This window comes from Methylocystis sp. H4A, from assembly GCF_015709545.1.
In the GTDB taxonomy this organism is placed as follows: domain Bacteria; phylum Pseudomonadota; class Alphaproteobacteria; order Rhizobiales; family Beijerinckiaceae; genus Methylocystis; species Methylocystis silviterrae.
This window is the reverse complement of record NZ_JADNQY010000020.1, coordinates 97,885-110,063: the sequence shown is the minus strand read 5'-3', so window position 1 is coordinate 110,063 and position 12,179 is coordinate 97,885. Positions and strand designations below refer to the sequence as shown.

At 63.1% G+C, this 12,179-nt stretch carries 12 protein-coding genes; 10 read left to right on the top strand and 2 right to left on the bottom strand.

Annotated features, from left to right (window positions below; translation table 11 throughout):
- Window positions 1–26: 26 nt before the first annotated feature.
- The gene (locus IYW40_RS06540) at window positions 27–548 is read right to left on the bottom strand and encodes a VapA/VapB family virulence-associated protein (RefSeq protein WP_196399904.1); all 522 of its coding nucleotides are present in this window, start codon (window positions 546–548) and stop codon (window positions 27–29) included.
- Window positions 549–958: 410 nt separating this feature from the next.
- Here IYW40_RS06540 and IYW40_RS06535 point away from each other — a divergent pair, with 410 nt between their 5' ends.
- The gene (locus tag IYW40_RS06535) at window positions 959–2,068 is read left to right on the top strand and encodes an anhydro-N-acetylmuramic acid kinase (RefSeq protein ID WP_196399903.1); all 1,110 of its coding nucleotides are present in this window, start codon (window positions 959–961) and stop codon (window positions 2,066–2,068) included.
- Between the two features lie 76 nt (window positions 2,069–2,144).
- Here IYW40_RS06535 and IYW40_RS06530 read toward each other — a convergent pair whose 3' ends face one another.
- Window positions 2,145–2,819 carry an alpha/beta hydrolase gene (locus tag IYW40_RS06530; RefSeq protein WP_175094564.1) on the bottom strand — a complete coding sequence of 225 codons (675 nt, stop codon included), beginning with the start codon at window positions 2,817–2,819 and terminating at the stop codon, window positions 2,145–2,147.
- A 169-nt stretch (window positions 2,820–2,988) separates the two neighbouring features.
- On the opposite strand from IYW40_RS06530, the gene IYW40_RS06525 reads away from it, so the two are divergent.
- From IYW40_RS06525 to IYW40_RS06485, 9 genes are all read left to right on the top strand, one after another.
- A complete protein-coding gene (locus IYW40_RS06525; RefSeq protein ID WP_196399902.1) occupies window positions 2,989–3,531 on the top strand; it encodes an RNA polymerase sigma factor in 543 nt (180 codons plus the stop codon).
- Window positions 3,528–5,537, top strand: coding sequence for a VWA domain-containing protein (locus IYW40_RS06520; RefSeq protein WP_196399901.1), 2,010 nt, complete (start codon window positions 3,528–3,530; stop codon window positions 5,535–5,537). Before IYW40_RS06525 ends, IYW40_RS06520 begins: the two co-directional genes overlap by 4 nt.
- Window positions 5,538–5,633: 96 nt before the next feature.
- Entirely contained in the window at window positions 5,634–6,791 is a 1,158-nt protein-coding gene (locus IYW40_RS06515) for a cysteine desulfurase family protein (protein ID WP_196399900.1), read from the top strand.
- A gap of 79 nt (window positions 6,792–6,870) precedes the next feature.
- Entirely contained in the window at window positions 6,871–8,340 is a 1,470-nt protein-coding gene (sufB, locus tag IYW40_RS06510; protein WP_175094568.1) for a Fe-S cluster assembly protein SufB, read from the top strand.
- Window positions 8,340–8,597: a type II toxin-antitoxin system ParD family antitoxin gene (locus IYW40_RS06505; protein WP_196399899.1), complete on the top strand. Its 258-nt coding sequence runs from the start codon at window positions 8,340–8,342 to the stop codon at window positions 8,595–8,597. The genes sufB and IYW40_RS06505 overlap by 1 nt, the downstream gene beginning before the upstream one ends.
- A 6-nt stretch (window positions 8,598–8,603) precedes the next feature.
- Window positions 8,604–8,888, top strand: a complete 285-nt coding sequence (locus IYW40_RS06500) for a type II toxin-antitoxin system RelE/ParE family toxin (protein WP_196399898.1) — start codon at window positions 8,604–8,606, stop codon at window positions 8,886–8,888.
- On the top strand, window positions 8,888–9,640 hold the full coding sequence (gene sufC / locus IYW40_RS06495) for a Fe-S cluster assembly ATPase SufC (protein WP_196399897.1): 753 nt from the start codon (window positions 8,888–8,890) through the stop codon (window positions 9,638–9,640). Before IYW40_RS06500 ends, sufC begins: the two co-directional genes overlap by 1 nt.
- Window positions 9,641–9,643: 3 nt before the next feature.
- Entirely contained in the window at window positions 9,644–10,936 is a 1,293-nt protein-coding gene (locus tag IYW40_RS06490; protein WP_196399896.1) for a SufD family Fe-S cluster assembly protein, read from the top strand.
- The gene (locus tag IYW40_RS06485) at window positions 10,933–12,177 is read left to right on the top strand and encodes a cysteine desulfurase (protein WP_196399895.1); all 1,245 of its coding nucleotides are present in this window, start codon (window positions 10,933–10,935) and stop codon (window positions 12,175–12,177) included. Before IYW40_RS06490 ends, IYW40_RS06485 begins: the two co-directional genes overlap by 4 nt.
- Window positions 12,178–12,179 lie beyond the last annotated feature (2 nt).

Sequence of the window (12,179 nt, the reverse complement as noted above, 5' to 3'; positions counted from 1 at the left end):
CGCTACCCTCGTGGCTCAGGAGCTGCTCAGGTAATGGGGCCCCACTGACCGTTCCCCCCACCAATGCCCGCAAACGGAATTCCTCCCCCTTGGTACATGCCATATGTTTGACTGTTACGAATAAGATTTAGGTTGGCCCACGCGGTAGCGAAATTGCATTCAAAAGCGCTCTGACCTGATAAGTCAGAAAGGTTATTATAGTAAAAAGTTCCCCATGATCGTGCGACAACGCCTCCGAATAGCCCTCCGCCTTCCCCCTTGTACTCCAGTCCAAGTTCCGGCAAATCCAGTTTGACATGGATAAGCGCGACGATGGCGTACGCGAAGAGGGTTGCGGGCGTACTGTATTTGAAAGCGGCGACATTTGGCGTCTCCGTACGGCGCGCTCCCAACGTGTTGTCGGTGAATTTCGAGAGACATGTTTTCAACCATGCCTTGTCGTCGGTGGCGTCATACAGCGCTCTGACGGAGTCTTCCGACGCAGCGGCGTCAACCTGTCTGAAATACTTCAAAAAACTTGAAAATAATTGATCGTCGCTATCAGTCATGGGAGCGCTCCAAAATGAAAAAATAATCGCTGATTTGATAAATATCCTGCTTTTTGATGGGTTTAGCAAACAAAAATCTTGATCCAAGCGCTGCTGCGTTTTCCGCTGTGGGCCGCTTTTGACGAATTATTGCGGGCGAAAGCCAAGGAGCGAAACCCGGGCGTCCGGCCTCTCATTGGCAGACAAGCCAATTTGTTTGGAACCTAGAGAGGTCGCTGCGCAAGTTGATGACGAAGCGAGCGCCTCTTTGACCGCGATCTCAGGAACCCGTGCTCCGGCTTTTGAAAAAGCCTTTCAAAAAACGAACGATGCGGAGCAAGTTCTTCTCCTGAACGCACGAAATGACACGTGGGGATGCAACAGCGCGTGATCTAATAGGGCTCCCACTGTTACTCTCGGAGAGATTCGCCTTGCCCACCTACCGCTCAATCGGCCTCATGTCCGGCACGTCCATGGACGGCGTCGATGTCGCGTTGATCGACACCGATGGCGACGCCACTGTCGTTTTCGGGCCGACGGGGCATTACCCCTATAGCGACGCCGACCGCGCGCTGCTGCGCAACGCGCTTGCCGAAGCCGCGACGCTCGAAGATCGAGACGCGCGGCCCGGCGTTCTCGCTTTCGCCGAGCGCATGGTGACCGACCGCCACGCCGAGGCGGTCGAGGCGCTGCTGCGGGATCATGAGATCGACCCGGCGAGCGTCAATATCGTCGGTTTTCATGGCCAGACGGTGCTGCACCGTCCCAAGCAAAGACTCACGATCCAGATCGGCGACGGGCCGGCGCTCGCCGCGCGTCTCGGCCTCGACGTCGCCTATGATTTTCGCGCCGCCGACATCGCCGCCGGCGGCGAGGGCGCGCCGATCGTGCCCGTGTTCCATCGCGCGCTTGTCCTCGCCGGCGGCATGAAGGGCGAGGTGGCGCTGCTCAATATCGGCGGCGTCGCCAATGTCACTTATGTCGCGGACGGCGAGGAGCCGATCGCCTGTGACACGGGACCCGGCAATGCGCTCATCGACGATCTGATGCTTCAGCGCACCGGCGCGCCGATCGACCGGCACGGCCATATGGCGGCGCGCGGCCGCGTCAATGAAGCGACGCTGCTCAAAATGCTGGCGCATCCGTTCTTCGATCAGCCGCCGCCGAAATCGCTCGACCGCAACGCCTTCGCGCTCGATGCGGTCGCCAAGCTCTCGACCGAAGACGCCGCCGCGACGCTAACCGCCTTTACGGCGTCTTCCGTGCTGCGGCTTTTTCCGCATCTGCCGAGCCAGCCGCAACTGCTGATCGTCTGCGGCGGCGGCGCGCGCAATCCGATTCTCGTGCGCGAACTCGTCATGCGCCTGCCGTGCAAGGTGACGACGGCCAATGCGGTCGGATGGTCGGCGGATTCGATGGAGGCGCAGGCCTTCGCCTATCTCGCCGCGCGCGTGCTGGAAGGGCTGCCGATCACCTTTCCGACAACGACCGGCGCGCCCGAAGCCATGTGCGGCGGCGTGCTGGCGCGGGCGACCGCGTAAGCGTCATAGATCGCAGTGTCATTCCCGGAAGGCCGAAGGCCTGACCGCGTCGCGCGTCGAGAATGACAATGAAGCGTCAGTCGCCCCGCGCGGGGATGGCGATCCTCGGCGGATTGCCAAGACGCCTGTCGAGATAGGCGTCGACATGCGCGATCAGCGGCTCGATCCTGTTTTCGAAGAAATGGTTCGCGCCCTCGACCACGGCATGTTCGATGAGAATGCCCTTTTGCGTCTTGAGCTTCTCGATCAGCCCGGTCACTTCCTTGAGCGGCGCGACGCGGTCCTGGTCGCCGTGGATGAAGAGGCCCGAGGAGGGGCAGGGCGCCAGGAAGGAGAAGTCGAAACGGTTTGCCGGCGGCGCGATCGAGATAAACCCCTCGATCTCAGGACGGCGCATCAGCAGCTGCATGCCGATCCAGGAGCCGAAGGAGACGCCCGCGATCCAGCAGGCGCGCGCTTCCGGATTGACCGCCTGCGCCCAGTCGAGCGCGGCCGCCGCGTCGGAAAGCTCGCCCGAGCCATGGTCGAAAGAGCCCTGCGAACGGCCGACGCCGCGGAAATTGAAGCGCAGCACGGAAAAACCACGCTCCGCGAAGGCGTAGTAAAGGTGATAAACGATCTGATTGTTCATCGTGCCGCCGAACTGCGGATGCGGATGCAGAATGATCGCGATCGGCGCGCCGCGCGTGGCGGACTGATGGAACCGGCCCTCGAGCCTGCCGGCCGGACCGGTGAAAATAACCTCGGGCATTCGGAATCCCTTGCGAAACTGGCAGGCGCGCCTTCTACCACGCGGGCTACTGTAAAATGCAAGGAAATTCGGCATCCCCCGGGCCGCGGCGAAATTTCGCCGCTCCGACCCAAGGAATTCGCGATCACAGCCGTCCATAGTCTCGACGGGATCTCATAGCGGGGGCGACTTGCCGGGCGAAGACACCGATGGCGAACTGGCGCGACGGGCGGCCGCCGGCGAGGCTGCCGCTTTCGCCGTGCTGGCCGAGCGCCATTACGACCGGGTCTATGCGCTCGCCTGGCGCTGGTGCGGTGCGCGCGCTGAGGCGCAGGACATCGCTCAGGACGCAATGGTGAAGATGGCGATGGGGATGAGCGCCTTTCGCAATGACTGCGCCTTTACGACCTGGGCCTATCGCATCGCCTATACGACCGCGGTCGATCACATCCGGGCGCGGCGCAAAATTGTGGCGCTCGAACCGGCGCGTATGTCGGCGCTCGTGGACGGCGCCGACGGCGACACCCCAGAGGATGAAATCATGGGGCAGGATCTTTGGCGCGTGGTGCGCGCCCTGCCGGATCAGCAACGCGACGCCGTGCTGCTCGTCTATGCGCAGGACCTGTCGCATGGCGAGGCGGCGGCGCTGATGGGTTGTTCGGAGAAGACCGTGTCGTGGCATCTGCATGAGGCGCGAAAACGTCTGAAGAACCAGTTGGAGCCCGCGCGATGATCGAACCGGATCTTACGCGCCTTAAAGACGCGCTCGTCCCGCCGCCCGATCGCGAAGCGAAGCGCGTAGCGCTCGGGGCGGCGATGGCCGCTTTTGAAAAAAGCGCAGCCGAGGCCCAAGGATCGACCGCGCCGCAACGTCTCAGTCACGCATCCTCTCCAACGGAAGGGAAAAGAAAGATGCGTCAGACGTTGCATTTTAATCGCGCGCTCGCGGCCTCGATCGCCGCGCTGATGATCGGCGCGCCCGCCGCCTTCATGCTTTCGCGCAACTATGCGCCGGGCGGCGGGAGCATATCCAGTCTTCCGATCGGCCGCGCCGCGCCGCCGGCCGAGGTCGCCGTAGCGCCGCGCATGGAGGCGCCGGCAGTGGTTCAACCGGCGCCCGTCGCGCGAGAAGAGAGAGCGAAAACGGCGGACGCGCTCGGCGGCCGAGCCGATGGCGTCGCTGCGCCGCCTCCGCGCCTCGCCGGTTCGGTCCGAAAGGATGCCGAGCAGCGACTGTCGCGATCTATTCAGCCCGCGAAACCGGTCGCAGAAGGCGTCCGGCCGCCGATGTCGGTTGATACGAATGTCGCGCCTGAGAGCGAATTTCGCGACAGGTTCGAGTCAAAGGAGACGAACCCCGTCAAGTCAGCGGCGACGGAGCCCGTCTCGACCTTCTCGATCGACGTCGACACCGCCTCCTACGCCGTCGCGCGCCGCGCGCTCAACGCCGGGCGTCTGCCGCCGAAAGATTCGGTGCGGGTCGAGGAGTTCGTCAACTACTTCCCTTACGACTATCCGAAGCCTGAGAGCGCGCAGACGCCATTCAAGCCGACAATCACGGTGACGCCGAGCCCTTGGAACGCCGGCAATCGCCTCGTGCATGTGGCGATACAGGGCTATGCGCTGCAAAGCGCCGAGCGCCCGCGCGCCAATCTCGTTTTTCTGATCGACGTTTCAGGCTCGATGTCGCCGCAGGATCGGCTGCCGCTCATCAAGAACGCGCTCCGAATGCTCGTCGACGAATTGAAGCCTGAGGATTCGGTTGCGGTCGTCACCTACGCTTCGGGCTCCGGCGTCGCGCTGGAGCCGACGAAGGTCGCCGACAAGGCCAAAATTCTGGCGGCGCTCGACGCGCTCGGCGCGGGCGGATCGACCGCCGGCGCGCAAGGCATTCAGGACGCCTACCGCCTGGCCGAAAGCAATTTTGATAGGTCGGCGGTCAATCGCGTGATCCTCGCCACCGACGGCGATTTCAATGTCGGCGTCACCGATCAGAGCGAATTGAAAGGGCTGATCGAACGGAAGCGCGAGAAGGGCGTTTTCCTGTCGATACTCGGCGTCGGCCAGGGCAATTACAACGACGCGCTGATGCAATCGCTGGCGCAGAACGGCAATGGCGCGGCCGTCTATGTCGACACTCTCAATGAAGCGCGCAAAGCGCTCGTCGAGGAAGCGTCGTCGACGCTCTTTCCTATCGCCAAGGACGTTAAAATCCAGGTGGAGTGGAATCCCGCCCGCGTCTCCGAATATCGCCTGATCGGTTATGAAACCCGTGCGCTGCGCCGCGAGGATTTCAACAACGACAAGGTGGACGCAGGCGATGTCGGCTCCGGTCACCGCGTCACCGCGATTTACGAGATCACGCCGACGGGATCGGAGAAGAAACTGGTCGACGATTTGCGTTATGGCAAGAAGACGGCGGCGCCGGCAGCGGCAGAAAGCGAACTTGGCTTCCTCAAGCTGCGCTACAAGCTGCCGAAGGAGGAGGCCTCACGGCTCATCACGCAGCCGATCGCCGAGCAGCAAAGCGTGGAAAGCCTGGCGCAGGCGCCGCAGGACGTGCGATTCTCCGTCGTCGTCGCAGCCTTCGCGCAGCTGCTGAAAGGCGCGCCCTATCTTAGCGATTACAGCTACGACGATGTGATCGCGCTGGCGCAGAGCGCCAAGGGCGACGATCCGTTCGGCTACCGCGCGGAATTCGTCAATCTGGCGCGGCTGGCGAAGTCGGCGCGGCCGTAAGCGGCGCCCAACCCTTTTCGTGAGGAGCGGCGCAGGCACGACAACGCGCCTGCGCCGCCGCGCTCTGCTAGAATGGCGGCAACGAAACCGAGGCCCATGTCCGCACGCGTCTATTTCGACCACAATGCAACATCGCCGCTGCGCCCGCAGGCGCGGGCGGCGATGCTCGACGCGCTGGAGACGCTCGGCAATCCTTCTTCCGTCCATGCCGAGGGCAGGGCGGCCAAGGCGCTGCTCGAAGACGCGCGGGCCGCAGTCGCCGAGGCAATTGGCACGGAGCGGCGCAGCGTCGTCTTCACCAGCGGCGCGACCGAGGCGGCAAGTCTCGCGCTTACGCCGGCGCTTCGCCGAGAGGGCGACGAATCGCCCCTCGACGTCTTGCTGATCGGCGCCGGCGAACACCAGTGCGTGCTGCAAGGGCGCCGCTTTCCGCCCGACGCGGTGGAAACCATTCCGCTGACCTGCGAAGGCGTCATCTCCCTCGCTGCGCTGGAAGAGGCGCTGGCGCGGCGCGCCGGCGCGCGCGTGATGCTCGCGCTGCAGGCCGTCAACAATGAAACTGGCGTCATCCAGCCGGTCGCCGAGGCGGCGGCGTTGATCCATGCGGCGAACGGCGTCCTTGTCTGCGACGCCGTGCAATCCGTCGGCCGGCTGAAGACGACATTCGCGACGACCGGCGCGGATATAATGTTCTTTTCCTCACATAAGCTGGGCGGCCCCATGGGCGTCGGCGCGCTCGCCTTTCGTGACGAGAGCCTGCATCTGGAGGCGCCGGTGCTGCGCGGCGGCGGCCAGGAGTTCGGACGCCGCGCGGGCACCGAGAATGTTCCCGGAATCGCCGGCTTTGCAGCGGCACTGACGGCGGCGACCGCGGATTTGGCGGGAGAGGCCTCTCGACTCGCTGATTTGCGCGACGCGCTGGAGCGGCGCGTCTTGAAAGTCGCGCCCGACGCCCGATTCTACGGATCAGGGGCGCCGCGCGCGCCAAACGCCAGCGCTTTCTCAATCCCTGGCCTCGCCCCCCGCATAATGCTGATGGCGCTTGACCTTGAGAATGTCGCGCTTTCAGCAGGCTCAGCCTGTTCATCAGGCAAAATGACGGAATCACACGTGCTTGCGGCGATGGGCGCGGCTGAAAGGGAGGCGCTGAGGGCCAGTTTCGGTTGGTCTTCGACGCAAGAGGATGTAGAAGAGTTTGGAAAGGTTCTTGCACGTGTCGTGGATCGCATGAGGTCCCGGCATTCCGCCGCCTAGTCGACGCCAAAAGGTGCTAGGCTGAGGCGGAACGATCGGCCGGCGGGCCTTGAACCCGTCGTGACGAGGAGAAAGACAGATGGCGGCTCGTCAGGAGACCGTTGCGCGCGTCGAATCCATCGACGTCGACGCCTATAAGTACGGGTTTTCGACCGATATCGAATCGGAAAAGGCCCCCAAGGGCCTGAATGAAGACATCGTTCGTTTCATCTCGGCCAAAAAGAACGAGCCGGAGTGGCTCACCGATTGGCGCCTCGAGGCCTACCGGCGCTGGCTGACGATGCCTGAGCCGCGCTGGGCGCGCGTACACTATCCGCGCATCGATTTCCAGGACCTCTATTACTACTCGGCCCCAAAATCCACGCCGGGCCCGAAGTCGCTCGACGAGGTCGATCCCGAGCTGCTGCGCACATACGAGAAGCTTGGCATCCCGCTGCGCGAGCAAGAGATTCTCGCCGGCGTCGAAACGCGCCGCGTCGCCGTCGACGCGGTTTTCGACAGCGTGTCGGTGGCGACGACCTTCAAGGCGGAACTGGCCAAAGCCGGCGTGATTTTCTGCCCGATTTCCGAGGCGGTGCACACGCACCCGGAGCTGGTGCGCAAATATCTCGGCTCGGTCGTGCCGGTGACCGACAATTTCTACGCGACGCTGAACAGCGCGGTCTTCTCTGACGGCTCCTTCGTCTATGTGCCAAAGGGCGTGCGCTGCCCGATGGAGCTTTCGACCTACTTCCGGATCAATGAGCAGAATACGGGACAATTCGAGCGCACGCTGATCATCGCCGACGAAGGCTCCTATGTGAGCTACCTGGAAGGCTGCACGGCGCCCAAGCGCGACGAAAACCAGCTTCATGCGGCGGTGGTGGAGCTCGTCGCGCTCGACGACGCCGAAATCAAATATTCGACGGTGCAGAATTGGTATCCCGGCGACAGCGAGGGCAGGGGCGGAATTTACAATTTCGTCACCAAGCGCGGCGATTGCCGCGGGCGCAATTCGCATATCTCCTGGACGCAGGTCGAGACGGGCTCGGCGATCACCTGGAAATATCCGTCATGCATCCTGCGCGGCGATGGCTCGCAGGGCGAGTTCTATTCGATCGCGGTGTCGAACGGCTATCAGCAGGTCGACAGCGGCACCAAGATGCTGCATCTCGGCAAGAACACCAAAAGCCGCATCATCTCCAAGGGCATCTCGGCCGGACGTTCGCAGAACACCTATCGCGGCCAGGTTTCCGCACATCGTAAGGCCGATGGCGCGCGCAATTTTACGCAGTGCGACAGTCTGCTGATCGGGCCCAACTGCGGGGCGCATACGGTTCCCTATATCGAGTCGAAAAATCCGAGCGCGCAGTTCGAGCATGAAGCGACGACATCTAAGATTTCCGAGGACCAGCTGTTCTACGCCATGCAGCGCGGGCTTTCGGCGGAAGAGGCGACGGCGCTGATCGTCAACGGCTTCGTGCGCGACGTGCTGCAGCAGCTGCCGATGGAGTTCGCCGTCGAAGCGCAGAAGCTGATCTCGATTTCGCTCGAAGGGAGCGTGGGGTGATGCGCACGTTACACATTTCTCTTCCAGAGGAATTGGAGTCCGAGCTTGCTGCGGCGGTCGATTCCGGCGAGTTCGAGTCCGAGAATGACGCCATTCGCGCCGCAGTTGCACAATGGCGCGCCGAACGCCTTGTCGAGCGGATGAGCGTGGATGAATTGCGAAGACTATGGCGCGAAGGAGTCGAAAGCGGCTCCGGGCGCTTCGGCGCGATCGATGAAATCAAAGCCGAGGCGCGCCGTCGTCATTCACAGAGCTAATTCTTCATGCGCATCGCTCGAACGGCGCGCGCTGAAGAGGATTTAATCGAGATCTGGTCTTATATCGCAAAAGAGAATGAGACCGCGGCGGATCGGACGTTGGATGCGCTGGAAAGGAAAACGAGATTGTTGGGCTTACATCCGCAAATCGGACGAGAGCGACCGGACATCGGGAAAGGCGTGAGAAGCGCGATAAGCGGCGCCTATCTCATCCTGTACCAGTTGCTTGAGGACCGGGTGGAAGTGGTTCGCTATGTGCATATGAGGCGACGGCTCGAGGGACTGAATTGATGCTCGAAATCAAAAACCTCGGAGTCTCCGTCGGCGATCGGGAAATCCTCAAGGGCCTTACGCTCAGCGTCAAGGCAGGAGAAGTCGCGGCGATCATGGGGCCGAACGGCACCGGCAAATCGACGCTCTCCTACGTCATCGCCGGCCGCGAAGGCTATGAGGCGACGACGGGCGACGTGCGGCTCAACGGAGAGAACATTCTCGACCTCGACCCGGCGGAACGGGCCGCCAAGGGCGTCTTTCTCGCCTTTCAATATCCCGTCGAGATCCCCGGCGTCGCGACCATGACTTTTTTGAAGGCGGCGCTCAACGCGCAGCGCCGCGCCCGCGGCGAGCCGGAATTGCAGACGCCGGAGTTCATGAAGCGCGTCAAGGAGGCCGCGGCGTCGCTGGGCATCGCGCAGGACATGCTACGCCGGCCGCTCAACGCCGGATTCTCGGGCGGCGAGAAGAAACGGATGGAAATCTTACAGATGGCGCTTCTGCAGCCGCGTCTTGCTATCCTTGATGAGACGGATTCGGGGCTCGACATCGACGCGCTGCGCGTCGTCGCGGACGGCGTCAACGCGCTGCGCTCGCCCGAGCGCGCCTTCATCGTCATTACCCATTATCAGCGCCTGCTCGAATATATCAGGCCAGATTCTGTGCATGTGATGGCGCAGGGACGCATCATGCGGTCGGGCGGTCCGGAACTTGCTCTGGAACTCGAAGAGCGCGGCTATCAGGATTACATCGCGCAAGAGGCGGCATAGGCGATGATCAAGCTGGCGAGCGAAGCGGAAGCGACGCTTTCCTCCTTTTACGAAGAGATGCGCGACAAGGGCGCGCCGCGTCTGCGCGCGGCCGGCTGGGCGGCGTTCTCGGAGTCTGGCGTGCCGAGCCGGCGTGTGGAGGCGTGGCACTACACGGACCTGAAAACGGCGATGGGCCGGCCGGCGCCGCTCGCCACCGCCTCCCGCGCCGCATTGTCGCTGCCGCGCGCGCATGATTCTCTGCGGCTCGTCACGCTCGATGGCGTTTTCCGGCCAGATCTCTCGGATATCGCGCGGCTTCCCGATGGCGTCGCCGTGCAATCGCTGCGCGACGCGCTGGCGCAGGGAGAGCCGCATGTCCTGTCAGCGCTCGCCAGCGCCGATATTGGCGCGCAGGACCCGATCCTCGCGCTCAATGCGGCGCTGATGCAGGACGGCGTCGTCATAGAGATCGCGCCGGGCGCGGCGATCGACCGCGCGATCGAACTCGCGACATTGGCGTCCGCGGAAGCCGCGCAGTCGACCTATACGCGGGCGCTCGTCATGCTCGGCGAGGGCGCTCGAGCGACAGTGATCGAAACTCTTGGCGTGCTTTCGTCGGCGCCGGCGCAGGACAATAGCGCCCTCGTGCTTCGTTTGGCGCCGGGCGCGCGCCTCGACCTCGTCACCCATTTCTCGGGTGGCGTCGATCAGGCGATCCGCGTCGCGTCGCTGCTCGCGCATCTCGACGCGGGCGCCCTGATCAATTCCTTCGCGCTGATCGAGGGCGAGGGGTTGAATCGAAGGCAGATCTTCGCGCGCCTCGACGGCGAGAAAGCGAGAGCGGTCTTTAACGGCGCGACATTGGGACGCGGCCGCTTGCACGCCGACACGACCCTCATCATCGATCACGCAATGCCATGCGGCGAAAGCCGGGAAGTTTTTCGCAATATCCTCGATGAGCAGAGCGTCGGCGTGTTTCAGGGCAAGGTTATCGTGCGCCCGGGCGCGCAGAAGACGGACGGCGTCATGCAGTCGAAGGCGCTTCTGCTCTCCGAGCAGGCGGCGATGAACAACAAGCCGGAGCTCGAAATCTTCGCCGACGACGTACAATGCGGCCATGGCGCGACATGCGGCAGGCTCGACAAGGATCAGTTGTTCTATCTCACCGCGCGCGGACTGCCGCGCCGCGAGGCCGAAGCCTTGCTTATCGAGGGCTTCGCCAATGAGGCGATGGACGCAATCGAGGATGAGCAGTTGAGGGCGTTTCTCAGCGATCGCGTCAGCGCGTGGCTTTCTAGAAGGATCAGCCGATGAACGAGATTACGCGCATTCAGACGGCTTATGACATCGAAGCGGTTCGGGCGGATTTCCCGATTCTTTCCGAGCGTCCCTATGGGAAGCCGCTTGCCTATCTCGACAACGCCGCCTCGGCGCAAAAGCCGCGCGCCGTGATTGATCGGCTGACGCGGTTCTACGAGCATGAATACGCCAATGTGCATCGTGGGCTGCATTATCTCGCCAACGCTGCGACCGAAGGCTATGAGGGCGCGCGTGAGACCGTGCGCCGCTTTCTCAACGCGGAATCGACGGACGAGATCATTTTCACCCGCGGCGCGACCGAAGCCTTGAATCTGGTGGCGGCTTCCTTCGGCCAGGCGCATATCGTTGAGGGCGACGAGATTATTCTATCGATGATGGAGCACCACTCCAACATCGTGCCCTGGCATTTTCTGCGCGAGCGCAAGGGCGCCGTGTTGAAATGGCTCGAGGTTGACGACGACGGCCGCTTCGACCTCGAAGCTTTCGAGAAGCTGTTCACCAAGCGCACCAAGATCGTAGCGCTCACACATATGTCGAATGTTCTCGGCGCGCCGACTCCGATCGCCGAGGTCGCGCGCATCGCCCACGCGCATGGCGTGCCGCTGGTCGTCGACGGCTCGCAAGGCGCTGTGCATCTCGATGTCGACGTGCGCGCGCTCGACGTCGACTTTTATGTGGTGACCGGCCACAAACTTTATGCCCCGACCGGCATCGGCGCGCTGTATGGCAAGCGTAAATGGCTGGAAGCGTTGCCGCCGTTCTGCGGCGGCGGCGAGATGATCGAAACCGTGACGCTCGAGAGCGTCACCTACAACCCCCCGCCGCACCGGTTCGAAGCGGGCACGCCGCCCATCGCGCAGGCGGTCGGGCTCGGCGCGGCGCTCGACTATATGGAGCGCATCGGCCGGGACGCGATCCGCGAGTATGAAGCAGGGCTGACCGCTTACGCGCATCAAAGATTGTCGCAAATCGAGGGGCTCAGAATTTATGGGCGGGCGCCCGATAAGGGCCCGATCCTATCCTTCGACATGGCGGCGGCGCATGCGCACGACATCGCCACGGTGATCGATCGTTCCGGCATAGCCGTGCGCGCCGGGACGCATTGCGCCATGCCGCTTCTTTCGCGTTTGGGCGTCACCTCCACCTGTCGCGCATCCTTCGCGCTCTACAACACGCGTGAGGAAATCGACCGGCTGGCGGAAGCGCTCGAAAAGGCCCGCTCTCTTTTCGCCTGAGG